We start from the raw sequence: 25509 nt of genomic DNA, 5'->3' as shown, positions 1-25509 counted from the left end.
ATCAAGCGTATTAGGGCCCTGCGTATATGCGTTGTAGCCACAACGTTTGGCTAGAGCGCGAAACGTCCAATCAATGTGGCCCACTCGTTCTCCAGTTGACTAAACGTTTTACCAGTAACTGATTGCAAATCCTCTCCAGCATAAATTTTTAGGTATAGACCTAAACCGTAGTTTTCAATTAAAAACTGTGTAAAGGCACCTTCTTGCAGATAAGCAAGCTTTCTGCCTTTGCCTGTTTTTGCTGAATGCCTTACATTTTCTGTTTCTTTTAGAGGAATCAATCCTCCGTAACTTATTGAAGTTTCGGCGACTGCTCTATATAGATCTTGGCCAAAGTTAGGGTATTCGGGGGTCTCACCAAATCTATGTTGTAGGAATACTGCTAAGCCATCATCGAAAAAACGGTCCTCGTATCCATTTTTCTTCTTTTTACGAAAATAACTGACTGCATAGACGTGTGTCAGTTCGTGAATTACAGCCATGCCGCTATTTTCTGATTTGTCTTTAGAAAAAGCGGATAGCACCCTTTTTTCTGGAATATGGATCGTATTCCAATCCTGATAGGGTGTCCGGCGTTTTTTCGAAATGTATACAATTACATCTTCCTGAATAGGAGTACCTTGATATTCTACTGACTGGTTAAGATAAGCTTTTACAACGTTTCTATTTGCGCTGATCGTTGATGCTAGTTGTTCAACGATTGAAATGGAAACATTCTCATCATATTCGATGGTAAAATCTTTAGCCTGAAAAGTTTTTGCAAATGTCGACGTGGAAATCAACAGAGAGATCAACAAGTACTTCTTGAACATAAATTCTTCCTTGGTCACTAAGCTATGTGTTTTTGTCCCAATGAGCCTGCGAGATATTTAATGGGCTTGTTATACGCGTATTTCCACTTTCCACGGTGGGTTCAAGCGGTTTTCGCCAGCCCAATAGAGTTTGATTTTGTTACCTGAAGGGTCTTTCAGAATAGCCTCTTTCCAAAGGTAACTTTGTTCCGTAGGGGGTTGCACAATCTGAATACCTTTTTGTGATAAGTTTTTACAAAGCTCATCTAGGTCTTTGTGTTCAAAATAGATTACCGAGTTATTCTGAAGCTCTTCATTTTCAAGCGATAAAGAAAATGTAGAGTCGCCGTCTGGGCATGAAAACCTAGCGTAGTGAGGTGTTTCGACAATTTGAGTGAAGCCGAGCTTTAAGTAAAAACTAACCGCATCGTTCATATTTTTTACGGGCAAAGTAACCTGATTAAGTTTCATTTAACTTCCTAAAATATAACGTTTAAATAAATGAGTTAGTAATGTGAACGATACCATTATTCTGCACTTTAAAATGTCGCTAAATCGAAGGCTGAAAAATGAGCAAGGAAAGACTACTCATTCTCAAGTTCAATCCCATTGCTCACATTAAGGTTTAAAGACCTTTTCTGTCGAAAAACGTTGTTTTTTATCCATGAAAACGGAATGGTTAAATCGAGTAATATTAAATATAAACACGGTACTAAAATAAGCGTGACCAGTGTGGCGTAAAGTACAGCAAAACCAAGAGCGGCCGCCATGGGCACCACGAACGCAGCTTGTAGGCTACTTTCAAACATAATCGGCAGTACACCGGCGAAGGTAGTGATGGAGGTCAGAGTGATAGCCCGAAAGCGAGCACTTCCGGCTTCGGTTACCGCTTCTTTAATACTGTAGCCCTGGGCGCGGCGTTGGTTCACAAAATCGGTCATTACCAACGAGTCGTTTATTACAACACCAGCAGCAGCGATAAGACCGAAAGTAGACATCATGCTTAAATCGAGGCCCAGTAAGAAATGACCCCATATCGCGCCTGTAAAACTAAAGGGAATGACAGACATGATAATAAGCGGCTGCCCATAGCTTTTAAGGGGCACTGCTAGAAGGATATAAACCATAATCATCGCGGCTAAGAAAAACAAAATTTGCTCGTTTTGCTGGGCTTGCTGTTCTTCTATATCGCCGCCAAGCTCGGTCATCACTGATGGGAATTCTTCTTGAAGTTGTGGCAGTAATTTTTCACGAATTTGTTCTACTACTTCATTAGGCTCCACCGCCTCTTCATCAATGTTGCCCCACACATACACGCTGCGATAACCACCTTCACGGCGAATATAACTAATGCCAGGCTTTTCTTCCAACAACACGATGTCACCTAGCATTACGTCACGGCCTTCGGGCGTTTTGATAACGGTATATTTCAAATCAGCAAAACGCTCACGGGTAAGTTCGGGATAGCGCACCATCACCTTCACTTCTTCACCATTACGAATAACACGCTGGGCTTCGCCGCCATAGAAGCTAGCACCAACTTGAGAAGCAATGTCAGAAAGGGTTAAACCTAAGTCGTACGCCACGGGCAACATGACTAATTGCACTTCTTTGCTGGCAGGATCTATGGTTGAACTAATATCAAATAGTCCATCTTGTTGTTGCAGCATTTCAATAAACTTCAAACCTGCAGCGTTCAATGTGTTGATATCAGGGCCAAATAAAAGATAGCCAAACTCGCCATCATCGCCACCACCATTCACATCATCTATTACCGTGAATGACTTCATACCAGGAATTTCTGGTATGGCTTCTCGCCAGCGTCTTGCTAACTCGAAGGTATCAATAGGGCGCTTGTCTTCGTGCACTAAGGGGGTCAAAATTTGGCCTTGGGTGCGTTCTTCGTTGAAAGCGAGTCTGTCGCGGATCATACCGGTGCCAAACTCTTCAATAACCTGTTCTTCAACGTCTAAGATCGTTTGTTCTATGGTTTTTAACGCGGTGATGGTGGCAGCATCCGACACGTTTTCATTCATTTCAATGCGAACGCTAGGAAAATCATGAGGTACTTTCGGGTTGGGTACCATACGCACATAGTTTGCATTGATTAGCCCAACGCTAATCATCAAAATACCGAAGAAAAGGAAAAATACCGCCCAACGCCACTTTAACGCACGCTCTACCGTTCGTTTATAAGGGCCGTTTACAAAGCCGTAGAATCGAGCGTTAAATTTATCCCGCCAGCTTCCTTTTTTAATCGGTGTAAAGTGTGTATGTGCAATATGTGCTGGTAGTATTAGCTTTGATTCAACCAGGCTGAACGCTAAGCAAAAGATAACCACAATAGCGATATTGTAGAAGAAGGCTCCTTCAGGGCCGCTACTTAGGGTAAACGGAGCAAATACCGCAATGGTTGTTAAAACACCGAATGTGGCTGGCGTAGCAACACGCTTTGCGCCGCGTACTACGTTATCAATACCGCCGCCTTTGCTTTCTATTTCCGTATAGGCACTTTCTCCTATGACAATGGCATCGTCTACCACAATACCCAGCACCATAATGAATGCAAATAGCGAAAGAATATTAATACTAATGCCAAATATCGGCATCAGCATAACGGCACCTAAGAAGCAAACCGGTAAGCCTACCATTACCCACAAGGCTAGCCTGAAACGTAGAAATAGGGTTAGCATCAAGGCGACAAGAATGGACCCTTGAAACAGGTTTTTTAGCATCATGTCCAAGCGAGCATTCAAGTAGTAGGTCATATCTACCAGTATTTCTAAGCTCACTCCATTTGGAAGGGTTTTATTTCTCTGCTCAATGTAAGCTTTCACCGTGTTAGCAACGGGGATGGTATTTTGTGATTTAGTCGCACTTACCGACATGTAAATGGCGTTTTTGCCATTGTATTTAAAGTAGCGTTCGCCTTCGGTAAAGCCATCTTTAATTGTGGCTATGTCACCTAAAGTCACTTTTGCACCTGCAGTACCAATCTTAACTGGAATTTGGGCAAACTCAGTGCCGCTGTAATATTGGTTTTCTACCCGAACAGAAATAATACCTGCGTTGGTACGCAATTGCCCGGCAGAAATATTAGTGGAATAGTTGCTTATCGCACGGCTAACATCGGCAATGCTAAGGCTGTATTTACGCAGCATTTCTGGTTTTATTTCAATGGCAATTTCATCACTGGGCGTAGATATTTCTACTAAGGACACGTTGCCTAATTGAAGCAGCTCATCTTCAATTTCTTTGGCGATAACTTTAAGCTCGGGCAGGGGTAAGTCGCCCACCAATGGCATTTCAATTACGTCTTGTTGAAACTCAATTTGCGAAATATTTACCGGTTCCATTCCCGCAGGAAAGGTAGCAATACCGTCAACTCTTAGTTTCACTTTATCGAGTACATCGGTAAGTTCTTCATCGGTATCGATTTCAAGTGTAACGGTTCCAGAATCACGAAAGGCGCGAGCTACCGTTCTTTTAATCTCGGTAACGTCTTTTAGCGCCTCTTCTACCTTAATAAGAATACTTTCTTCTATTTCTTGGGGAGATGCCCCAGGATATTGTGCCGACACCGTAATGTAGTTTATTTCGATGTTGGGAAACATTTGGCGCTGTATCGTAAAGTAACTGGCTAAGCCCATCAAAATGATAAATATCATTAATAGGTTAGCGGCCACGGCATTATTAGCAAACCACGCGATGATGCCAGTTTCGGAATTCGTTTTATTCATGGTGGCGCTCCTATTTCGCGGTGTCGCTGTTCGCCACAAAATCAGCGCTGTTATCGATGACTTTTACTTCCATGCCATTTTGAGGGTATTCAGGTAAAGACATCACCACTTTGTTCGGGTTGAAATTACCTTGAATAAGAAAATCGCTGCCATCTTCACGAATAACCTGAATTTTTTGCGAGACTAACTTACTTTGTTCATCTATTGTCCAAAGTGTGCGGTTGGTCACTAATTCTTGAGGAATACGGTACACATCTTCTAGTCTTTTGCCCTTAAAGCTAATCGTGGTATAGGTGCCGAATTTAACGATGGGTTTGGCTGCATTTAAGGCGTAAGGGTCTTCAATTCTGGCTACAAAATGCGTCATGCGGGTGGCACTATCGATAACCCCCGTATCGCGGTGGATAGTGGCGGTAACTTGTGTTTTGCTTACATCGTCTAGGGTAAGTATTGCTTTTTTCCCTAGGGTGTCTTCATCTAAAAATACCCGGTCGAAGCCTGCGATTGGGAAGGTGATTTCTGCCTGCTCAATATTATTGATAACCGCAGCGGTAGTCCCTTGGGTAACATAATCGCCGGTACTGATCTCTCTTGAAATAATGAGAGCATCATAAGGGGCAGTTACTTCACAGTTATCTAAGTCGCGCTTGGCAATTTTGAGTTGAGCTTCTGCCGATTTAACCGCTGCTTGTGCACTCATAACCTGTGGCTTTCTAAGGTACAAGTCGGTGATCCTAGCATCAGGCATAGATTTGGCTTCTAGTGCTGCTACATCCGCCTGTGCTTGCTCTTGAATTAATTGTGCTTGTGCACTGGAAAGGTTAGCTTGCGCGAGTAATAGTGCTGCCTCGTAGGCGTCTTTTTCTACCGAGAATAACACTTCACCTCGACGAACCAGTCCGCCACTTACAAATTTGGGGTTCCAAGACTCAACCTCACCAGAGACCTGAGCCGCAAGATTAGTGCTTTCTAGCGGCTGCACTTCTCCATAAGAAGATAATGTGATGACAGAACTCTCGACATCAATTTGCTCGATAGTGACGGTGGGACGAGTGTCTACCGCTTCCGTTATGGCTGAATCTGAGGCAGAGGCCTCAATGCCTTTCATTATAAAGTAACTCACTACCAGGATGGCAACGGGAAGTATGAATTTCATCCATTTCATAATCGGGTCTTATTTGAAAAAATTACCTGAGCGTAGTTTAACGTCAAACTGTGTCAAAGTTATTCATCAATTGTAACTAAACGTGAGTCAATAAATGTAAAGACTTGGGGAGACCAATACTTGCACGTGAAAAGGATTTTCGGGAGGGGATATCACTGGTTGATAAGTCTAGCGACTACTTTTACGCTTAAGCTCTTTTGCAGTACATACTTTATTTCTACCGTCATTTTTTGCTTGGTATAACGCTTGGTCGGCCAAGTTTAACGCAGCAGTAAGTGTCATTGATGGCGTAATCTGGCACACCCCAAAACTTGACGTGACACGGTGAGATTTGTCGTCAACCGGAATGGCTTTAGCACTCAGATTTTCTCTTATTTGTTCAGTCACAATCTTCGCATCTTGCTCATTAGTTTCTGGAAAAATAAACAAAAATTCTTCGCCGCCCCATCGCGATAGGCCATCTTGTGCGCGCAAGCGGCTGTTGAAAACGCCGGCAACCTTTTTTAATACCTCGTCACCCGCATCGTGTCCGAAGGTATCATTTATAGATTTAAAGCGGTCGATATCAGCGAGCGCGATAGAAAACGATTTTTTGTTTCTCTGCATTCTGCTGAGTTCCTGCTCAAGCTGCTGCTGGCCTCCTCTGCGGTTTAGCAGGGTAGTTAGAGGGTCATATCTTGCTTGACGTTCAAACTGTTCGCTCAAATACATGGCCGTATTGTAGCTACGTTGACGGCTATACTCATAAAATGCGGATAGGAAAGAAACCGTGATGAAAGTATAGACAATGCGAGTTTTAAACTCGAAAGAATACTCTGTCGCCAATAAGGCATTATCGGGTGCAAAAAATATGACAATAATAACTGCCGCAAAACCTGTTAGCGCCATTAGCCCCCGGCGAAAACCAGTAAAAAACATGGTGACGGAGGGGACGGTAAATATCCAAAGCGGCCCCGTATTTTCGCTACCGCCAGTCACGACTAGTGTGAGCATAAGTGACATGAGGCAGGCAATTAAAACGGTAGCAGAAATGAAACTGCCTCGCTTTGCCCCTATCATGGCCTGTAACTTGTGAGATATTGCAAACAGTATGGTGGAAGAAAATAACACGCAGGTTAAGAAGGCTTCTTGTGCAAACAGTGCCCGAAACCCAAGTAAAAAAGTCACGGTCATTCCAACCGCAGAAAACATGTTAACGACTCTGATTCGACGATTTAAATCGTCAGACAGCGATGCATCGGTTCCAAGGTCTACAAACTTTTTAAGGGCACTAATCATAAAAATAGGGTTATCCCTTAGTGATTTCGCTAGCTATATTTTCCGCCAAGGCATGAATAGCTTCTCGCATCACTTCGATACTTGCAGGGAATCCATCGACTTCAAGAGGGAGTATGTACTCGAAATCCCGTGCTGACTGCGAATCGTCTATGTGCTTTACAACGTATTGCCCGCTCAGAATAATATCGCCTTGCCATGTAGTGATAAAGTCATCTATCTGTAGGGTTAAATAGTCATTAACCTCTTTAGCATTCACATTATGGGTAACTAACATTACACCTTGGGTACGTAACGATGCTTTTAATGACTTAGTAATACCCTCATCAAGGGGCTCGGCCCAAAGGTGATCAGTCGCGATATGTAAACTGGTAGAGCTGGTTTGATAAACAAGGCCTCGTTGTTTCAGATAATCGGGGAGGATAATCTTATTTATTAATAAACCATGGGGGGCAGTTTCATACTCAGTTGCAGAAGACGAAGTCGTTGAATGTAGCAAGTAATATTGCAGTGCGCTGCCAGATGAAGCACAGCCTACTAATGAAGCGCCAAGAAAAGCAGCGAAAATTAATCTTGCTCTAATAACTTTGCAAACCAGCGCATTCCTATTATTAATAAAAGTGTTCATTATTATCCTTACAGTACTTAGATAGCGCTTAGCTCAGCCGCTTCTAGGTTGGCATTTACTTGCCCACGCAAACCCAGAAGCCTTATACGTATTTTAGTTCTTAGTTGAATAAGTTTCTATTTCGCTAATTTTTCGCTTTTGGTTCAATACCAGAGCTATTGCTATCAGTAAAAATTAAGCTATTCGGTGACTGATTCAGCTTTAATAACAAAGGCTGAAGATTACGCATAGTATCTTGCATAGTATCTACCGTTTCTTTGATTTCAGACTGGCTCAAGCCCCCTTCGCTGTAGTTTTTTAACAAGCTGTCTAAGCTTATCAATACTTGATTTAAGTTAGTGTTAAGCAGCTCTGTATCTACATTTTCAATAAGCAAATCAAAGTCATCACTCGCCGTTTCAACAGACTGCGCAGCCAGTTTCATATCTTCTACGGCCAATAATACGTTTGATACCATGTCATCCAAAGGCAGTTGATTTATCTTGTCTAAAATCGCATCTGCTTTTTGCGTAATTTGCGTAAACTCGTTAGATACAGTTGGGATCACTTCGTAACCGTTCAGCACTGCTATCTCATCACTGTCGTCAGGTTTTGAAACGTGCTGTAAGTCTACAAAAAGACCACCGGTGAGTACATTACCCATTCGGAGGGTAGCCCTTAAATCTTTACGAAGCCAATTGCGCATGGTTTGTTTGATGGCATTCAACCCTTCTTCTGTGTCCGGCTGTCTGACTTTTCCAGGGTAGATGTTAATAATGACGGGGATGGGATAATCCCGTTCAAGTATGTTGCCTTCCACGGCAGGAAACGAGTTAATAGCCGTTACATTACCGATTTCAATTCCTCGGTATTCAACGGGGGCGCCTACGGTAAGCCCACGAACACTTTCATCAACTAAAAGCACATACTCGGCGGCAAGCTTGTACCGTGCATTGGAGGCAGTAGCAATATCACCGTAAATAGTAAAAAACGCGTTCTCTACCACTCGCTCACCAATTTGAACCCCTTCAGGTACACCAAAGGTAATACCGTTGGCTAACAGGGTTTCTAAACTGCCGGTTTCCATTTTTACGCCGCTTGATTCAAGCTTAAGCTTTACGCCGCTCACATCCCAAAAACGCGTATTTTCGGTAACAAGCTTATGGTAGGGGGCTTCAATAAACGCATCGTAGTACACCACACGTTCTTCAATATTAAAGACCGCATCTTCAAACTCACCGACTTTGAAGCCTTTATAAATGATGGGGTCACCTGGTTTATAAGCAAACTCATCATCGCTTTGCAGAATGACGTGTAATCCAGGTGTGCCAGCAGGTGTTACAGGAGGGCGCTCGAGGGCGATAAAATTAAGCTGTTCTTTACCGCTGTCATTCGCCGCCATGGCGATATAACTACCAGAGAGTAAGGTGTTTAGACCAGACACTTCTGAAAAACTAATTCGCGGGGCCACCACCCAAAATTCACTTTTATCGGTAAGTAGGTGAGATGCATTGGCATCGATGCGCGCAGTTACTAATACACCGTCCAAGTTAGGCTTAAGCGTAATTTTTTTCACTTGCCCCACATCCAAATCCCGCACTTTGATTGGGGTTTTGTTAACTTCGATGCCAGTGGCAGATTGCAACTCTATGGTGATAAGAGGCCCTTGGTTTTTCCATTGTTGATAAACCATCCAGCCACCAACCACTACTACTAATATGGGAATGATCCATATACGAGAGATTGATTTTGTGGACGTAACTTTTGCCTCTTCTGTCATGGTAGTTGTTTCCAATGCTGCCAAATTAACCGTGAATCAAATGTCATCGCGGCTATCATCGTAGTAAAGACCACCGCGCAAAACGCAAGCGCTGCGGGGCCAGGAAAAATAGAAAGTGTATTACCCATTTGAATCAATGCAACCAATACCGCGACAACGAAAACATCAATCATAGACCAGCGTCCAATTGCTTCGGTGATGCGGTAATAGCGAATGCGTAATTGTGTAGAGCCTGTTCGGCCCAGTTGAACACTTAGATTCAACCAACACAGAATGATAATTTTAGCGACTGGTACCACTACGCTGGCCACTAAAATAATAATGGCGATGGGGTAGGAGCCCCCCTCCCACAGCGTGATCACGCCGCCTATAATGGTATTTGGGGTTTCTTGACCAAAAAATTCAGTTCGCATGATAGGTAATACGTTAGCGGGGATATACAAAATAGTTGATGTAAGTAGCAGCGCCCAAGTGCGTTGTATACTGCCACTGGCTTGTTTTTCTTCTAAAGGTTTTGGTGGTGGCAACTTGCCTTCGTGCAGCCACAACGCAAACCCTGTACTGTCAAAGTTCGACATAGAAAGAGCCATAAATGCGGTAAAACCAATAAAAGCGTAAAAAGACATACCAATAGCTACATCGGCGAGTTCGGAGACTTTTATCAAACTAACTAATGTTCCAACTAAGAATATCTCGGCCATACTCCACGGTAGCAAGGCTCTTACCCAATAAAATATTCGCTTAATAAACGGTGTTCTCGCATTGTTTAAATGTGCTAACCCAAGGGTAATAAAACCTAAAAGCACCATGCCGGGTAAAATTAACGTCGCTAATCCGGTAATAATAGCCAACGATAAATAGTCATTTTCCATTAAAACTGAAAGACCACCGGGAAGATCGATACTATGCTTCTGACCACTTGATTTAAAAGTCAAAAAGTTAAAAGGTAGGGATAGGGCCAAAAACACAAACGCACTTATTGAAAACGCCAAAAGCCGCTCGCTTGCATTTCTCTTAAATGTGAGCAAGGTATGATGGCATCGAGGGCATACTGCCCGTTCTCGATGATTCAATTCTGGCAATACAACGCGATGATGGCATTGTTCGCAAACGAGGGTTAACCTATTACCTTCAGCCATAGGGGTAAGAAAACGACTACCTTATTTTAAATGGAAACATCGAACTGTAGATCCAAGCCTTAGAGCCGGAATGTAAACCCAAACTATAAAAACGACGGTTAAACCGTTGAATTGTAATTGTTAACAGAATAGCGTATTCCACGGTTAGCGGGAAGCTTCGCTGAGAAGTACAACTAAAAATAATCACAACATAAGACATTACATGAGCATAATAATTCAATTCCAGCGCCGCTTTGGGGTATTTAAGCGCGTAATCGAGCGTGGCTTACTAAAACGATCTTCAAGGGGAACAACGTTTTGGAAAAGCCTGAATTTGGCGCAGCGTTGTTATGCTGCTGCAACCTTGGTGTATTTTAGTGTACTGTTTTTCGATATTCAGGGTGTTTTCTTTAACATCGTAATTGGCGTATTGGTGACGATTGCCATTCTTCATGAATTCTGGCCAAGGTTCATGGTGGTATGGAATAGCTTACCAGGTAAAGCTTTTATCCTTTTCATTTATGCTGTAATCGCCAATTTTGCGTTGGCTTCGGCAAGTGGATTAGTGAATAGCGTTTCGGGTGTCAGCGCCGCATCACTGCCTTACAGTCATAATTTTGCCATTATCCTCATGCTACCAAGCTGGTTTTTTATCACCACGCTCTTAGCGCTGGTACTTGTTCAATTAGTCATGCCGCTGTACTTAATCGCATTACTGCTGCTAAAGCCTTTTGGTGTTCATGGCTTATGGCATGCGCCAGACTACCGGTTTGTGTTCACCACTGCTTTAGTCCGCTACGTATGGACGATATTGATATTGGTAAAGGTGTTAGAAGTGTCGATGGAATCGGGGGTGGTGAGCTTTTTCTCAGACACGCCCTCTGAAGTCGTGTCGACTAGCTCAGAAGTTGAAGATAAAGGTGTGAATGATGCCCAAATCGGCAACGCAAAAAAAACGGTTAGGTTGGCTGACGCTGCTAATAATTTAAAAGGGCTGATTGAGGCGGAATTTGAAGCTGAGCGTAAATCTACTGCAGTTCTCGAAGCCGATTCAAAAGCATTACCAGATGCTACCTCGCCAGGCTCAACCGAAGATGAAAAAGTGGTTAGCTTTGACCTTGCTGCTCAAAGTGCTAAGTTTCGACTTATGCAGATGCAATTGCTTGCTGAGTTTATTTTCCATTATGAAGCTGACGAATTCTCTCGCTGCGCTAACCCCGAAGGTACACGAGTTGTGGAATTGAACGACTATGAAATTTTAACTATCAGCCTTTTAGAAAATGATGATATTGGCTATTCCTATACGGTAATACCGTGTCGCTCAGCAGCGATTGGCAATGGAATAACGCCTTAATAGAATAGCGTGAAGTGATGAGTGGTAAGAAACGCTGACTGCAGAAAACAAAAAGCCAGCACAAGGTGCTGGCTTTACATAAACAAGATTTACCGCAATTTAGAAGCTTGCGTTACCTGGTGTACGTGGGAATGGAATAACATCACGTACGTTTTGCATACCAGTCACATAAGCAACCAAGCGCTCGAAACCTAGTCCGAAACCAGAATGAGGTACGGTGCCGTAACGGCGAAGGTCGCGATACCAAGCGTAGTCTTCTTTCGACAATTCCATTTCTTCCAAACGGGCATCGAAAACATCCAGGCGTTCTTCACGCTGCGAGCCACCAATAATTTCACCAATACCTGGTGCAAGTACGTCCATAGCTGCAACGGTTTTACCGTCGTCGTTAATACGCATATAGAATGCTTTAATATCCTTAGGATAGTTTTGCATAATGATAGGCGCGCCAACATGTTCTTCGGCTAAATAGCGCTCATGCTCAGAAGACAAATCGATTCCCCATTCAACAGGGAATTCGAACGTCTTTTTGCAGTTTTGTAGAATGTCGATAGCGTCTGTGTAGTCCATGCGAACAAAGTCAGAACTCACTAGCTTTTCTAAGCGTTCAACGGCATCTTTTTTAATGCGCTGAGCAAAGAAGTTCATGTCATCTGGCAGCTCTTCAAGTACGGCTTTACATACATACTTCAGCATATCTTCAGCTAGTTGAGCAATATCGCTCAAATCAGCAAAAGCGACTTCCGGCTCAATCATCCAAAACTCAGCCAAGTGGCGAGATGTGTTTGAGTTTTCTGCGCGGAAAGTAGGTCCAAAGGTATAAACCTTAGACATAGCTGTACAGTAAGTTTCAACGTTCAACTGACCCGAAACGGTAAGGTAAGTTTCTTTACCGAAGAAATCTTCTGAGTAATCAACGTTACCTTTGTCGTCTAGTGGTAAGTTCATCATATCTAATGTAGATACGCGGAACATTTCACCAGCGCCTTCTGTGTCACTTGCGGTTAAAATTGGGGTTGACACCCAAAAGTGGCCGCGTTCGTGGAAAAAGCGATGGATGGCCTGTGATAAGCAGTTACGCACACGGGTTACCGCACCAATTACGTTAGTACGAGGGCGCAAGTGAGCGTACTCTCTCAAATACTCGATACTGTGACGCTTAGCTGACATTGGGTAGGTATCAGGGTTTTCTACCCAGCCTAATACCTCAACCTCTGTTGCTTCAATTTCTACCGATTGGCCTTGGCCTTGAGATGCTTTTACCACACCCGTTACCGATAGTGAGCAACTTGCTGTTAAACGCTGTACGTCAGCGTAATTTGACAGAGAACTCAGTGCCACCACTTGAATAGGGTCAAAGCAACTACCATCGTGTAGTGCTATAAAAGATAACCCAGCCTTAGAGTCGCGGCGTGTTCTTACCCAACCTTTAACGGTTACCGATTCGCCAACTGCGTACTTACCTTTAAGTACGTCGACAACGGGCGCATGCGTCATGTTAATTTCTCCGTCTCACTGATTTATGCTGTTTTGTGTCATTGGCCACAAGCAACAGCAATGTGCATTTGCACTAATAATGGTTTTTACGTCAATCTTTTGGATTTTCTGCCGATAATTCAGCATGTTTTAGAATTTTCATCCTGAAAAAGCGAGATAGCACTTAGTCATTTTAAAAACGCGAGAATGGCGTTTACAAGAGGACTAAAAATAAATACCGCTAATAACGCATAATCCAATAGCACGCTAGTATACTCAACCTAAAGCGGGATGCCAGAGAACAGAGTGACAAATGGGAAATAAATATAATCCGTACGGTGTTGAAGAGCGACGTTCAAGACCTAGAACCGAAACGAATTTCTTTCGCGTGATGCTGGCCCTGAATGTAGTAGGGTGGTTAGCCTTAGTCGTAACTCTGGTTCTTTTTCACTTTGCGCGCCCCGATTTTATCAGTGGTGTACAAGAATATTGGGGAATTGAAGGCGACACAGGGTGGTCGGCTGAATATGTAAAAGCCATGCAAATCATGCTGCAAGTGTGTTTATTGGTAAGCTTGGTCAGTATTGTAATGCGCGCCCGCCGAAGCAGGCGACAGGGCGATCAATTCGGTTTTAATTTATTCGTATTGGCCAGCATAGCTGTTATTAGCCTTATTACACTGGCCACTACTATGGGAGCCGCTACATAAAGGCGATGCTAATAAGCCAATAGGTGTAAATGGCGTAAGCTGCCACAAATGCGCCCCCTTCTACTCGATTTAAGCGCCCTTGGCGCTTGTAGCCAATGCAAAATACAAACAGTGCTACGGTGGCTGCTAGCATCACCACTACATCGCGATATAAGAAGTCAGCACTTACCGTCATCGGCTGAATAGTACCTGCAATACCTACTACGGCGAGGGTGTTGAACATGTTAGAGCCAATAACATTACCCAAGGCCAAATCGTGCTCCCCTTTTTTCACTGCAATGAGGGATGAGGCAAGTTCGGGCAAAGACGTACCAATGGCAATAACCGTCAAGCCAATGATGGTATCGCTAACGCCAAAGAAGGTGGCCACTTCAACAGCTCCCCACACTAATATGCGAGAGCTGGCTACTAGCAGCAATAGGCCGGTAATAAGCCATACAATATGGGTTTTAATAGTACCTTCTGTTGCATTGATTTCCTCACTGTATTCATCGGCTAGTTTATCTTTACTGCCTTGCATGCCGTGCCAAATACTCCACGAAATAAGCAACATAAACAGGCCTAGTAATGAGAAAGCATCATCCTTTGATACCGTTTGGTCTAGTACCTGCCAAGAGGCAAAAAAGGTAATGCCCAGTAGTACGGGAATTTCCTTTTTAATAATGTTCGATTTAACCGCAATAGGGCTGATAAGTGCGGTTAATCCTAAAATAAGCAGTATGTTAGCGATGTTTGAGCCGTAGGCATTACCTAGCGCAATACCTGAGTTACCCTGAATGGCCGCGAAGATTGAAACAATGATTTCAGGGGCTGACGTTCCAAAACCAATAATGAGCATACCAATAAGAAGTGGAGATACGCCAAAGTGATTGGCGACGGATGCTGCGCCGCCTACAAATTTCCCTGCACTCCATAGCAAAACCGGTAGCCCGATAAGAATGGCTAAACTGGCTAGTAACATACAATCTCCTATTTGTTTACTGAAATCTGTTCGCAGTATTTTTTATAAAAAAGCTAAGTGAAAACGACAGCTGTCTTGGGCTTTCGCCTCATTTCGGCTGAGCTTGAATCACAGCCTAGCGCCTTCTAACGGGCGATAGCTCTTCACCATCAATAACCCTACTGGATAGATTAGTTTTCGTTGTCTTAACGATGAAAAAAAGCCGTGCTCAATTCACTTTGCAATTTTCACTTTCGGCGTAAACTCAGCGCCATTCTTACTCGAGTGGTGGCGAATATTACTTTCAAATATCGCATCACTCGAATTGTAACTTACTTAATATTATTTAGAAGCGAATTACATGCACAATACGTTGATTGTGGCTGACGATGTTACGCCATTTAGCGAAACAGCGTTATCGGTACTTACTTTTCAAGATTACTTGGCGGAGTTTCCGAAACTTAATGAACCAAAAATACGGGTGATAAACCTGTGTGATACTACCCGCTATTTAAGCCAAGGGTACTATTGTTCATTGCTAGCGCAGGCACGTAACCATTTAGTATTGCCCGGTGTAAACACCATTAACGACCTACGACTAGCAGAAGCACGCAGTGTGGATAGGCTGCCTTTTGCATTGTCGTTACCCGTGGATGAAATTGACATTCCTACTGCACCTTTATTAGTACTTTTTGGTGAAGTTAAAGATCAGCGTTTCAAGCGTGTCGCCCGTCAAGCGTTTGAAAAATATCCGTGTCCGATTTTGCTACTTACCCTGTCGGTATCTGATTCCCGTGCAGATAAAAAGGAGGGTAAAAAAGTAAGTGGTAAACATAATGTGGTTGGCTTTGCTGATATTGCTGCGAAGCCCTTTACCGCGCTAGACAGTAAACAACAGCAGCAGTGTATTGCACAGTTAGAAAACTACACTACGAAACAGTGGCGTGCTTCTAAAGTAAGTAAGCGCACTCGTTGGGACATGGCTATTTTAGTTAACCCTGATGAGTCGACGCCTCCTAGCGATGAAAGAGCCATTCGCCACTTTGTAAAAGCGGCTGAGAAGGTGGGTTTTAGAGCTGATGTGGTTTCACGTTTGTCGCCTGAAGATTTGGGCCACTATGATGCGTTATTTATTCGTGAAACTACGGCGATAGACCATCATACCTACCGTTTAGCCAGAGCGGCTGAGCGAGAAGGGGTAATAGTGATGGATGATACCCAGTCTATATTGCGCTGTTGCAACAAAGTGTTTTTACAAGATGCGTTTACTTATCAAAAAGTACCGGCACCGAAAGCCACCTTTGTGTCGAATTCAGATGATGAAACCTGCGATAAGCTTATTGAAGAATTCGGCTTACCTTTGGTATTGAAGTTGCCAGAAAGCTCGTTTTCAAGGGGGGTACACAAAGCAGAAAACCGCGATGTGTTAAAAGCCCGATTAGTCGAGATGTTAGCAGAATCTGCCTTAGTACTGGTTCAAGAATATATTTTTACCGAGTTTGATTGGCGTATTGGTATGTTGGGCGGTAAGCCGATTTACGCGTGTCAGTATTTTATGGCGCGAAATCATTGGCAAATTTATCACCATCAAGGCGAGCGTTTTTCATCCGGTGGCTTTACTACTATGCCAACCTTTGAAGTACCTAAGCCGGTATTGCAGGCAGCAATTAAAGCAGCAAAGGTTGTGGGTGATGGTTTATACGGTGTAGACATCAAGCATTCAGGCAATCAGGTATACGTGATTGAAGTAAACGATAACCCGAGCATAGATGCTGGAGTGGAAGATAAGTATTTAGGCAAAGCCTTGTATGAGTTAATTATGCAAGAATTTGCGGACAGACTAGAGCGGCGAGGACGATAAGCATGAACAGTGCACTTGCTTCTGAATACAATAAACTTGCGCCTGAATATAAAGGTGGGGATGAAGCTGAAAAGAATGCCGTGAACAATGTTCAATTGAGAAAAGCCACGTTAGATGATGTGAAACGAATACAACACATCGAAAACACGTGTTTTAAAAGCGATAAGCTGAATGTTCGCCGCTTTCGTTTTTACGTTACAGCCAAACATGCTGAATTTTATATTGCCGAGCATCATAGCGCGCAAGGGGTTTCGCTAGCGGGTTATGGATTACTGTTGCTACGCAGAGGAACACAACTTACTCGGTTGTATTCCATCGCGGTGTTGCCCGAAGCCCGTGGCCTCGGAATAGCTGAAAAGTTGATAGCAAGGCTAGGGGAGCAGGCGTTAGCCAGGGGAAAGCGCTTTATGCGCCTAGAAGTGTCTGCGGACAATAAGGGCGCTATTTCACTTTACCAAAGGCTAGGTTTTAAACAGTTCGGTATGTACGTTGATTATTACGACGATCATTCAAACGCCTTGCGTATGCAAAAGGTATTGGTGTCATCGAAAGCCATGTCCCATGCTATATACCCTTGGTATCAGCAAACGACTGAGTTTACCTGTGGGCCATCGGCATTGATGATGGCCATGTGTTCATTGCAAAATGGTTTTGCAATGAACCAGCAAAAAGAATTGGCGATTTGGCGTACGGCGACCACAATATTTATGACGTCAGGCCATGGCGGTTGCCACCCTATTGGATTGGCGCTAGCGGCACAATTGGAAGGGTTTACGGCAGAAGTTTTGATTAACCAGCCTTTGCCATTGTTTGTGGATGGCGTAAGAAGTGAGCATAAAAAGCATATTGTTGGGCAAGTAGAAGCTGACTTTTTGCTTCAAGCGCAAAAAAGTAATATGGCTATTGCTACTGAAGAGTGGCGTGTTGATGCTATAGAACAAGCGCTAGATGCTGGTAAAGCGGTGGTGTGCTTAATAAGCACCTATGCATTTGACAAGAAAAAAGCACCACATTGGGTGGCTATTACCAGTTACGATGAACAATGCTTTTATTTGCACGACCCCGATGCTGACGAAGGCAATAGTCAAAACGAAAGTCAGCGTGTTGAATTTCAACACATTCCAGTGGCAAGAGACGACTTTGTTCGCTTAGCCAGTTACGGTACACGCAAAGTGCGTACGCTAGTGCTACTGTCTACAAAAGCTGCTATCTAAAAAGCTACTTTCTAAAGCATTTCGCGGCTGATGGGAATGACTGATTAGCCAAGATTGCTTCAATAATAAAAGCGCGGTTGTTTTCATAACGCTAGGGACTACAAACTTAAGGCAGAGTGAAAAGCCTTAATTTAGGCACCTTGAGCTAGAATATAGCAGCGCAGTTATTAATGCCTAACCTGCGCAATTGTTACTTCTTCATTAAGCGCGTTTAGGCGGTTAACTAAACCTGATAATTCTTTAACTGAACCAGAATAGGCAAGTTGCTTGCTGGTGTGTTGACCTTTCACCGCAGACTTGAAAATGGCCGTGCTTTCGAAGCAGGCTGTTTTCTTATCAAGTGCGTCCCACTCAGTTTGTAGCTCGCTAGGGATACAATGACGTTTTGCACTGATTTTGTCTTTTATTTGCAACACTTTCCCAATAAGTAATTGTGCGTCAGTAGGCATTATGATTCTTCCTTACTATTTAACTAACTAAAATAATTGCGCTTTTTTGTTATTGGCACGGTTTATTTATGCTAAAACAAAAAACTCCTATTAAGCTTACTGCATGGAGAATGCCAAATTTGCATAGAAATTATTCAAAGTGCATTTAGGATGAATAGGTAGGGGAATAGTGTAGGGAGAATAGACGTGCAAGTGAGGGGCATAGTTGCCTTGCTCTGGCTTTACATTGTTTGCCTCGCTATATAGGGCGTAATAGGCTGCGCCAAAGAGCGTTAACGATAACTGGCGTGCCGTGGCTTGTGCTTCAAGTGCCTGACTTGGCAGTAGCAAAGGTATGGGCCCCACAATAGTAAATTAATCAGTAAAGCAGTGATAAAGCTGAAAATAATTGATGATGGGGTAAGCGGCACGGATGGGCTGAAATTACCCAATACCTTCTGCAGTGTAGGCGCGTTTGAGGGTGTGAGCATATACCAAGCTTTTTCATAATAGTGGCCGTGCTCAAGGTTCTTGATCCCTTGTTCTATATGGTCTAGCTTGGTGAAAAGCGTCGATTTACGTTCTGCATCTGCTCTTACCACGGCTTCACTGTTTTGCCTTAGTGCACTTAACATTGCCCCCACTGATGCATAGCCATGCTGCGTTGCTAATGCCGACATGGCAGACACTTCTTCGCGGGTTGCATCGTAATAGCCGCTCAAGTACTGACGATAGTGATCGGCTAAAATAGGCACCTGCAGTGCGGCAACAAACAGAGTGGCAAAAACGATTTTATCAAAAACGCGTACAAACATATAAATGACTGACCTAGAGTTATTTTTCAGCGATTAAGCAGTGTATAAATTACGGTAGACCAGTCATCGCACCCCTATATTTTCACCTTATACTTCCGCTTAAATAGGTGTAGATAGCATGGGTCAGTTTGCTGAGTTGGTCTGGGCTAATGATGTATGGAGGCATAATGTATACCAGCTTACCAAAAGGCCGTATCCACACACCTTGTTTTACAAAGTGGCGCTGAATATCGGCCACGTTGACAGGATGAACGGTTTCAACCACACCTATTGCGCCTAGCACTCTCACATCGGCTACCGTAGGCAGGTTGGCACATTTTGACAGTTCAGTGTGTAATTGTTTCTCAATGGCGGGGATTTGTTGCTGCCAGTGATTTTCGTTTATCAATGACAAGCTAGCATTAGCTACGGAACAGGCAAGTGGGTTACCCATATAAGTGGGGCCGTGCATGAATACGCCAGGTGAGCCTTGGCAAACACCTAATGCAATATCTTCAGTACATAAGGTGGCCGCTAAGGTCATGTAACCGCCAGTAATAGCTTTTCCTAAACACATAATGTCTGGAGAAATGCCTGCATGTTCACAGGCGAATAGCTTGCCTGTTCGCCCAAATCCAGTAGCGATTTCATCACAGATAAGTAGCACGTCGTAGTTGTCGCAGAGTTGGCGGCAGCGTTTTAAATATTCAGGGTGGTAAATACGCATACCGCCCGCACCTTGGACAACGGGCTCAAGAATAAGCGCTGCCATTTCATGGTGATGGTTTTCGAACAGCTCGGCCAAAGGTAAAATGTCGTCTTCGCTGAACGTCTGGCCGAAACGGGTTTGTGGGGCTGGGGCAAATAGCTGTTTGCTTAAAACACTCTCAAATAAGCTGTGCATTCCGTTTACCGGATCGCATACCGACATGGCCGCAAACGTATCGCCATGATAACCATTGCGTGGTGCTACAATGCGAGACTTTTCTGGGCGACCTTGGCACGCCCAATATTGAATGGCCATTTTGATAGCCACTTCTACCGAGACCGAGCCGGAGTCGGCTAAAAAGACCCGTTCAAGTCCATCAGGTACCATTTCTAGAAGCGTGCGACATAGGTCGACCGCTGGCTGGTGGGTAATGCCGCCAAACATCACATGGGAAAAAGCATCTATTTGGCTGTGGGCCGCTTGGTTTAATACAGGGTGGTTGTAACCGTGAATGGCCGCCCACCAACTCGACATGCCATCTACTAAAACGTCGCCCGTTGAAAGCGTAAGCTCTGCTCCTCTAGCGCCAACCACTTCATAGCAAGGCAAGGGGTTAGTTGCTGACGTATAAGGGTGCCAAATGTGTTTCTTATCAAAATCTATATTGTTCAAAATTCAACCGTTAGTAAAGCTTTTGAAATGGTCAGAGTTGACAACTCGTGTTTGAAGCATAGACTAAGCCAGCATTCTTAATTAGTAAAGGACAGTCAATGACTCTGGCTTCAGCGCCTGACGCGCAAAATAATACAATTCGTCACGATTGGTCACAAGCCGAAGTAGAGGCGCTTTATGCCTTGCCATTTAACGACTTGCTGTTTCAAGCGCAGGTAGTTCACAGACAACACTTCAATCCAAACGAAGTACAAGTAAGCACCTTGTTGTCGATTAAAACCGGTGCATGCCCGGAAGATTGTAAATACTGTCCGCAAAGCGCGCGTTACGATACCGGCTTAGAAAAAGAGCGTTTGCTTGAAATCGAAAAAGTGATTGAACGAGCAAAAGAAGCCAAGCAAGTAGGCTCTACTCGTTTTTGTATGGGTGCTGCGTGGCGTAACCCACGTGACAGAGATATGCCTTATATTGTAAAAATGGTGGAAGAGGTTAAACAACTTGGTCTTGAAACCTGCATGACACTTGGCATGTTAACCCGCGACCAAGCGGTAGCGCTTAAACAGGCTGGTCTAGATTATTACAACCATAACCTTGATACCTCGCCTGAATACTACGGCGATATCATTACCACTCGTACCTATCAAGACAGACTAAACACCCTTGAAAACGTGCGCGCGGCAGGCATGAATGTGTGTTCTGGCGGTATTGTGGGTATGGGCGAAACTGCAGGCGACAGAGCCAGCTTATTGATTCAATTAGCGAACTTGCCGGAACAACCTCAAAGTGTACCCATTAACATGTTGGTTAAAGTAAAAGGTACGCCACTAGCCAGTTTAGAAGATTTAGATTATTTCGAGTTTATCCGCACCATCGCAGTAGCCCGTATCATGATGCCTAAATCTCATGTGCGTTTATCTGCTGGTCGCGAAGCCATGAATGAACAGATGCAAGCGCTGTGTTTTATGGCGGGTGCTAATTCTATTTTCTATGGTTGTAAGTTGCTGACTACGTCTAACCCAGACACCCACGAAGATGTTATTTTGTTTAAAAAGTTGGGTATAAACACCGAGCGAACTCGCGATTTTTCTGATGAAGCACATCAGCAAGTGTTGGAAGAAAAAATTGCACAGCAACAAGAGCAAGGCTCTGATGCTAGCGATTTATTTTACGACGCTAGTGCACCGCGTAAACAGAAACAGCAGCCCGCGGAGGCATAATGGCCTTCGATTGGCTGGAAGCCCGCTTAGCCGAACGGGCTCAGCTAGGTTACCTGCGTAAGCGGGTATGCCAGCAGTACGAAAAAGACAACATTATCTGTATTGATGGTGAGCACTATTTGAATTTTGCTAGCAATGATTACCTTGGCATGCGCCATCATGAAGGTGTGTTGCAAAGCTGGGTAGAAGGCTTGGCGCAATTTGGCGGTGGCAGCGGCGCGTCGCCGTTGGTAACGGGCCATACCCAAGCACATTTGGCTCTTGAAGCGTACATCGCTGACGGTTTAAATCGAGACGCTGCGTTATTGTTTAATTCGGGTTTCGCGGCTAACCAGGCATTATGCATGGCGCTATTTAGTCGTGATAATCATCAAGGCGCTAATCATCAAAACCCAAGTGCCGCGGCCGGCAGTAAGCATACCGGTGAAATTTTTGCCGATCGGCTTATGCATGCGTCCTTCCTTGAAGGCGCTATGGCAACCAAGGCCAAGTTGCGTCGCTTTAGGCATAACGATCTAGCTCACCTATCCAATTTATTAGCTAATTTACTGAACAAGGCGGATACAACCAATAACAGTGACAAGCTAATAGTCACTGAAGGTGTATTCAGTATGGACGGCGACAGCGCCCCCCTTCGTGATATGGCGGGTGTAGCAAAGCAAAACAAAGCATGGCTAATGGTAGACGATGCACACGGTATGGGCGTATTAGGTGAAAACGGACTGGGAAGCATTGAAGCGCAGGCGTTATCTCAAACCGACGTACCTATAGTGATGGGTACCTTTGGCAAAGCCGTGGGAACCGCCGGTGCGTTTATAGCTGGAAGCCAAGCGCTCATTGATTACCTAGTCAACTTTGCCAAGCATTATGTCTATTCCACTGCCATGCCGCCGGCCCAAGCAGTAGCAACATTATATTCGTTAACGCACATTGCTGCTGATTCGAGTCGAACCGACGCGTTGAATCACAATGTCGCGTATTTTCGCGAACGGTTTAGTGCCCAAATCGGGAGTGCACGTCGTAGCAATGATGACAGCGAAGACGAAAATGGATACACACTCAAAGCGTCATCGAACAAAGCTTCGTCAACCAAAGCTTCGTCAATCAAAGCTTCGACAATAAAAAAACCGTTGAACCAAGATTCGTCAAATACCCATCATGCTCTGGTCTTGGCTAATTCACATAGCGCAATACAACCTATTATTGTAGGCAGCCCTGAGCGCGCTTTAGCATTAAGTGATGCGCTAAAAGCCCGAGGCATATGGATACCTGCTATTCGCTATCCTACCGTACCAAAAGGGGAAGACCGATTGCGCATTACACTAAGCGCTACCCATACCCAGCAAGATATAGACGTACTTGTTGATGCTATTGCCCTAGCGATGGAGTCGACATTATGAGCCCGCAATCCTTGGCTAAACAAGCGCCACAGCCGGTTTCTCAACCGTTTTACCAACAGGGCGCAGTTGCAGTGCATGCTGCTAGTCACTCTGATGGTCTATTAGACCCACAATCAGAAAGCGGTATAAGCGAGGCGGTGGTCGCGAAGCAATTTTCAAAAGCCGCAGATAAGTACGATAACGAAGCGCATATTCAGGCCGAAATTGCGCAGGCAGGGTTAAACAACTTACCTATTTCCTTACATGGTGACGTACTTGATGTTGGCTGTGCAACGGGAACCCATAGTGATGCGCTGCAACAACGTGGCGCAAACGTCACGGGGGTAGATATTGCACCAGGCATGGTACACAACGCACAGGCCCGCTTCCCTGATATTAATTTCAAGCAGGGTTCAGCGCAGTCGCTACCGTTTCAAAATAACTGCTTTAGTACGGTATTTTCCTCTATGGCATTGCAGTGGTGTAACAGCCCGCAAGCAGTGGCTAGCGAACTTTATCGAGTACTTAAGCCATCGGGAATGGCAGAAATTGCCATTATGGTGAGTGGTTCTTTTTCTGAGCTTCATAAAGCGAGAAGTGTTGCCCAATTACCTGCTGCGGTTACGCGTTTGCCTGAAGCTAGGTTGTGGCTTAATTCGTTTCTTGGGGCTGGGCTGCGGGTTAGCCGTCTTATTAATAAAGATTATGTTGATGAGCACCAAGATGTACTTTCTTTACTTCGTTCAATTAAAAACGTTGGGGCGGGAACTACGGGGGCTAAACAGCAATCCCTTTCGCGCAGTGACATTAAGAAATTGTCGTTGGCCTATAAAAATATTAGCGCTGTCGATGGCGTGCTACCCCTTACTTACAAAGTGTGTCATTTCAGAATAGAGAAACCATGAAGCAGTATTTCATTACCGGAACCGATACCGAAGTAGGTAAAACCTACGTTACCTGTCACCTACTAAAAGCCGCTGAAAGTGAGCAAAAAACGAGCTTAGGTTATAAACCTATTTCGGCAGGCTGTGAAAAAGTGGGAAACGACTGGGTAAACGAAGACGCATCTGAAATTCAGCAAGCAAGTAGTATTAAACTGCCTATCAGTACTATCAATCCTATTACGTTTGTTCCGCCGATTGCGCCGCACATCGCAGCTAAAGAAGCGGGCGTAACATTAACCAGTGAAGCTGTGATTGAAGGGCTAGTTCGCCTGCAACAAGAGACTCCAGATCTTTTGTTGATGGAAGGAGCGGGAGGTTGGCGATTACCGTTAACCGATACGCTGTTTCTTTCAGATGTGGTTAGCGACTTAAAAATGGACGTGATTTTAGTGGTGGGTATGAAGCTGGGCTGTTTAAACCATGCATTGCTTACCGCGCAAGCAATTCAAAATGACGGGCTTAATATTGTAGGTTGGGTAGCTAACGATATCACCGGTTGTATGTCTAGATACAATGACAATTTGGCTACGCTTAAAAACGTTATGCCAGCGCCCTTATTGCTGGAAGTGCCTTTTTCAAGCGCGCCAAGTAAAGATGCCTTAACGGCTGCTATTCATAAGCTCTGTTAAATCTTCATTTTGCGCTATTGGGCGTTTTTCATTACCTAAAAAGATAAACCCGCCTTTCTCACCCACCAGTGTTAATTGCTGCTTAGACAAAGAAAGAGCGGTACCTTCACGAATGGCTACCACGGGGGTGGTGGGGTTTAGCACCGTAAATTCAGCCAATCGCTGATCACGTGTTTCACCATTGTGCCCCGGCGGGTGATAATCGCTGTAGTGCGGATTCAACTGAAAAGGGACTACATTGAGCGCATTAAAGCTTTCTGGCTCAACAATTGGCATATCATTAGTTGTACGAATGCTTTGCCCACAAATATTAGAGCCGGCACTCCAGCCAATATATGGCGTGCCTTCAGCAATGGCGTGCTGAAGTGGTTCCAATAAGTTTTGTTGGTATATAGTATGCATCAAATGGAAGGTATTTCCGCCGCCTACTACAATGGCTTGATTATTTGCCTTTGCATTTTTGATAGCCTGTACAGGGTTATCAAAGGTATGAAGCCCTGTCACTTTACATTCTGGCAAGGCTGTTGCGACAGCTGATACATAGTTGTCGTAGCTTTGTGTCACTGCTGCGTAGGGAATAAATAGTAGGTCGCGAATGCCACCTAAGTGTGCAAGAATAAGGCTTCTCGCATGTTCAAGGTACGCTTCGTCGCCCTGACGAGAACTACTTAACATTAATACATGTGCGGTCATTACTGCTCCACAAT

At 44.2% G+C, this 25509-nt stretch carries 22 protein-coding genes; 8 read left to right on the top strand and 14 right to left on the bottom strand.

All coding sequences use genetic code 11. The annotated features are described in order from the left end of the window. Window positions 1-50: 50 nt before the first annotated feature. From JKP82_RS16770 to JKP82_RS16735, 8 genes are all read right to left on the bottom strand, one after another. Window positions 51-812, bottom strand: a complete 762-nt coding sequence (locus tag JKP82_RS16770; protein ID WP_159531374.1) for a hypothetical protein — start codon at window positions 810-812, stop codon at window positions 51-53. Window positions 813-881: 69 nt separating this feature from the next. Next, window positions 882-1262, bottom strand: coding sequence for a VOC family protein (locus JKP82_RS16765; RefSeq protein WP_159531372.1), 381 nt, complete (start codon window positions 1260-1262; stop codon window positions 882-884). A 113-nt stretch (window positions 1263-1375) separates the two neighbouring features. After that, window positions 1376-4531, bottom strand: coding sequence for an efflux RND transporter permease subunit (locus JKP82_RS16760; RefSeq protein WP_159531370.1), 3156 nt, complete (start codon window positions 4529-4531; stop codon window positions 1376-1378). A gap of 10 nt (window positions 4532-4541) precedes the next feature. Then, window positions 4542-5696, bottom strand: a complete 1155-nt coding sequence (locus tag JKP82_RS16755) for an efflux RND transporter periplasmic adaptor subunit (RefSeq protein ID WP_159531368.1) — start codon at window positions 5694-5696, stop codon at window positions 4542-4544. A gap of 168 nt (window positions 5697-5864) precedes the next feature. Beyond that, window positions 5865-6974 carry a GGDEF domain-containing protein gene (locus JKP82_RS16750; RefSeq protein ID WP_218397911.1) on the bottom strand — a complete coding sequence of 370 codons (1110 nt, stop codon included), beginning with the start codon at window positions 6972-6974 and terminating at the stop codon, window positions 5865-5867. 10 nt (window positions 6975-6984) lie between these two features. Further along, window positions 6985-7599: a PqiC family protein gene (locus JKP82_RS16745; protein WP_159531364.1), complete on the bottom strand. Its 615-nt coding sequence runs from the start codon at window positions 7597-7599 to the stop codon at window positions 6985-6987. Window positions 7600-7723: 124 nt separating this feature from the next. After that, on the bottom strand, window positions 7724-9358 hold the full coding sequence (gene pqiB, locus JKP82_RS16740; protein WP_218397909.1) for an intermembrane transport protein PqiB: 1635 nt from the start codon (window positions 9356-9358) through the stop codon (window positions 7724-7726). Beyond that, a complete protein-coding gene (locus JKP82_RS16735; RefSeq protein WP_218397908.1) occupies window positions 9355-10497 on the bottom strand; it encodes a paraquat-inducible protein A in 1143 nt (380 codons plus the stop codon). Before JKP82_RS16735 ends, pqiB begins: the two co-directional genes overlap by 4 nt. 202 nt (window positions 10498-10699) lie before the next feature. On the opposite strand from JKP82_RS16735, the gene JKP82_RS16730 reads away from it, so the two are divergent. Next, window positions 10700-11830, top strand: a complete 1131-nt coding sequence (locus JKP82_RS16730; RefSeq protein ID WP_159531359.1) for a hypothetical protein — start codon at window positions 10700-10702, stop codon at window positions 11828-11830. Between the two features lie 99 nt (window positions 11831-11929). On the opposite strand, the gene asnS is transcribed toward JKP82_RS16730, so the two are convergent. Beyond that, on the bottom strand, window positions 11930-13327 hold the full coding sequence (gene asnS / locus JKP82_RS16725) for an asparagine--tRNA ligase (protein WP_013784826.1): 1398 nt from the start codon (window positions 13325-13327) through the stop codon (window positions 11930-11932). Window positions 13328-13619: 292 nt separating this feature from the next. Here asnS and JKP82_RS16720 point away from each other — a divergent pair, with 292 nt between their 5' ends. Next, window positions 13620-14015, top strand: coding sequence for a hypothetical protein (locus JKP82_RS16720; RefSeq protein WP_159531357.1), 396 nt, complete (start codon window positions 13620-13622; stop codon window positions 14013-14015). Here the strand turns inward: JKP82_RS16720 and JKP82_RS16715 are convergent. Beyond that, complete coding sequence (locus JKP82_RS16715) at window positions 14008-14976, bottom strand: calcium/sodium antiporter (RefSeq protein WP_218397906.1); 969 nt, start codon at window positions 14974-14976, stop codon at window positions 14008-14010. The two genes, JKP82_RS16720 and JKP82_RS16715, sit on opposite strands and share 8 nt — an antisense overlap. Before the next feature lie 340 nt (window positions 14977-15316). Between JKP82_RS16715 and JKP82_RS16710 the strand changes: the two genes are divergently transcribed. Beyond that, the gene (locus JKP82_RS16710) at window positions 15317-16816 is read left to right on the top strand and encodes a RimK family ATP-grasp domain-containing protein (protein WP_218397904.1); all 1500 of its coding nucleotides are present in this window, start codon (window positions 15317-15319) and stop codon (window positions 16814-16816) included. Between the two features lie 2 nt (window positions 16817-16818). Beyond that, entirely contained in the window at window positions 16819-18030 is a 1212-nt protein-coding gene (locus tag JKP82_RS16705) for a GNAT family N-acetyltransferase/peptidase C39 family protein (protein ID WP_159531351.1), read from the top strand. Between the two features lie 167 nt (window positions 18031-18197). Here JKP82_RS16705 and JKP82_RS16700 read toward each other — a convergent pair whose 3' ends face one another. The 3 genes from JKP82_RS16700 to bioA all read right to left on the bottom strand — a co-directional run bounded on the left by JKP82_RS16700 (window position 18198) and on the right by bioA (window position 20633). Beyond that, window positions 18198-18479, bottom strand: coding sequence for a hypothetical protein (locus tag JKP82_RS16700; protein WP_159531349.1), 282 nt, complete (start codon window positions 18477-18479; stop codon window positions 18198-18200). Between the two features lie 272 nt (window positions 18480-18751). Beyond that, window positions 18752-19273, bottom strand: coding sequence for a DUF2937 family protein (locus JKP82_RS16695; RefSeq protein WP_159531347.1), 522 nt, complete (start codon window positions 19271-19273; stop codon window positions 18752-18754). Window positions 19274-19355: 82 nt separating this feature from the next. Continuing rightward, entirely contained in the window at window positions 19356-20633 is a 1278-nt protein-coding gene (bioA, locus tag JKP82_RS16690; RefSeq protein WP_159531345.1) for an adenosylmethionine--8-amino-7-oxononanoate transaminase, read from the bottom strand. A 98-nt stretch (window positions 20634-20731) separates the two neighbouring features. On the opposite strand from bioA, the gene bioB reads away from it, so the two are divergent. Genes bioB through bioD form a run of 4 tightly spaced genes read left to right on the top strand, consistent with a single transcriptional unit; the run spans window position 20732 to window position 24802 of the window. Continuing rightward, window positions 20732-21850, top strand: a complete 1119-nt coding sequence (gene bioB, locus JKP82_RS16685; protein ID WP_218397902.1) for a biotin synthase BioB — start codon at window positions 20732-20734, stop codon at window positions 21848-21850. After that, window positions 21850-23250, top strand: a complete 1401-nt coding sequence (locus tag JKP82_RS16680; RefSeq protein ID WP_218397900.1) for an aminotransferase class I/II-fold pyridoxal phosphate-dependent enzyme — start codon at window positions 21850-21852, stop codon at window positions 23248-23250. Before bioB ends, JKP82_RS16680 begins: the two co-directional genes overlap by 1 nt. Further along, a complete protein-coding gene (locus tag JKP82_RS16675) occupies window positions 23247-24134 on the top strand; it encodes a methyltransferase domain-containing protein (protein ID WP_218397898.1) in 888 nt (295 codons plus the stop codon). Before JKP82_RS16680 ends, JKP82_RS16675 begins: the two co-directional genes overlap by 4 nt. Then, window positions 24131-24802, top strand: a complete 672-nt coding sequence (gene bioD, locus JKP82_RS16670) for a dethiobiotin synthase (protein WP_218397897.1) — start codon at window positions 24131-24133, stop codon at window positions 24800-24802. The genes JKP82_RS16675 and bioD overlap by 4 nt, the downstream gene beginning before the upstream one ends. On the opposite strand, the gene pepE is transcribed toward bioD, so the two are convergent. Then, entirely contained in the window at window positions 24773-25495 is a 723-nt protein-coding gene (pepE, locus tag JKP82_RS16665; protein ID WP_218397895.1) for a dipeptidase PepE, read from the bottom strand. The genes bioD and pepE overlap by 30 nt on opposite strands. Window positions 25496-25509 lie beyond the last annotated feature (14 nt).

The organism is Alteromonas lipotrueae (assembly GCF_019249215.1).
Lineage (GTDB): Bacteria > Pseudomonadota > Gammaproteobacteria > Enterobacterales > Alteromonadaceae > Alteromonas > Alteromonas lipotrueae.
This window is presented reverse-complemented; position numbering and strand designations above follow the sequence as displayed.

Excerpts from the sequence above, each read along its gene's own strand:
- pepE (WP_218397895.1), bottom strand. The coding sequence starts at position 25,495 with ATGACCGCACATGTATTAATGTTAAGTAGTTCTCGTCAGGGCGACGAA.
- JKP82_RS16765 (WP_159531372.1), bottom strand. The coding sequence starts at position 1,262 with ATGAAACTTAATCAGGTTACTTTGCCCGTAAAAAATATGAACGATGCG.
- JKP82_RS16730 (WP_159531359.1), top strand. The coding sequence starts at position 10,700 with ATGAGCATAATAATTCAATTCCAGCGCCGCTTTGGGGTATTTAAGCGC.
- JKP82_RS16705 (WP_159531351.1), top strand. The coding sequence starts at position 16,819 with ATGAACAGTGCACTTGCTTCTGAATACAATAAACTTGCGCCTGAATAT.
- pqiB (WP_218397909.1), bottom strand. The coding sequence starts at position 9,358 with ATGACAGAAGAGGCAAAAGTTACGTCCACAAAATCAATCTCTCGTATA.
- JKP82_RS16680 (WP_218397900.1), top strand. The coding sequence starts at position 21,850 with ATGGCCTTCGATTGGCTGGAAGCCCGCTTAGCCGAACGGGCTCAGCTA.
- JKP82_RS16695 (WP_159531347.1), bottom strand. The coding sequence starts at position 19,273 with ATGTTTGTACGCGTTTTTGATAAAATCGTTTTTGCCACTCTGTTTGTT.
- JKP82_RS16745 (WP_159531364.1), bottom strand. The coding sequence starts at position 7,599 with ATGAACACTTTTATTAATAATAGGAATGCGCTGGTTTGCAAAGTTATT.
- JKP82_RS16750 (WP_218397911.1), bottom strand. The coding sequence starts at position 6,974 with ATGATTAGTGCCCTTAAAAAGTTTGTAGACCTTGGAACCGATGCATCG.
- JKP82_RS16700 (WP_159531349.1), bottom strand. The coding sequence starts at position 18,479 with ATGCCTACTGACGCACAATTACTTATTGGGAAAGTGTTGCAAATAAAA.
- JKP82_RS16720 (WP_159531357.1), top strand. The coding sequence starts at position 13,620 with ATGGGAAATAAATATAATCCGTACGGTGTTGAAGAGCGACGTTCAAGA.
- JKP82_RS16710 (WP_218397904.1), top strand. The coding sequence starts at position 15,317 with ATGCACAATACGTTGATTGTGGCTGACGATGTTACGCCATTTAGCGAA.
- bioB (WP_218397902.1), top strand. The coding sequence starts at position 20,732 with ATGACTCTGGCTTCAGCGCCTGACGCGCAAAATAATACAATTCGTCAC.
- asnS (WP_013784826.1), bottom strand. The coding sequence starts at position 13,327 with ATGACGCATGCGCCCGTTGTCGACGTACTTAAAGGTAAGTACGCAGTT.
- bioD (WP_218397897.1), top strand. The coding sequence starts at position 24,131 with ATGAAGCAGTATTTCATTACCGGAACCGATACCGAAGTAGGTAAAACC.
- JKP82_RS16675 (WP_218397898.1), top strand. The coding sequence starts at position 23,247 with ATGAGCCCGCAATCCTTGGCTAAACAAGCGCCACAGCCGGTTTCTCAA.
- JKP82_RS16770 (WP_159531374.1), bottom strand. The coding sequence starts at position 812 with ATGTTCAAGAAGTACTTGTTGATCTCTCTGTTGATTTCCACGTCGACA.
- JKP82_RS16760 (WP_159531370.1), bottom strand. The coding sequence starts at position 4,531 with ATGAATAAAACGAATTCCGAAACTGGCATCATCGCGTGGTTTGCTAAT.
- JKP82_RS16755 (WP_159531368.1), bottom strand. The coding sequence starts at position 5,696 with ATGAAATGGATGAAATTCATACTTCCCGTTGCCATCCTGGTAGTGAGT.
- JKP82_RS16735 (WP_218397908.1), bottom strand. The coding sequence starts at position 10,497 with ATGGCTGAAGGTAATAGGTTAACCCTCGTTTGCGAACAATGCCATCAT.
- JKP82_RS16715 (WP_218397906.1), bottom strand. The coding sequence starts at position 14,976 with ATGTTACTAGCCAGTTTAGCCATTCTTATCGGGCTACCGGTTTTGCTA.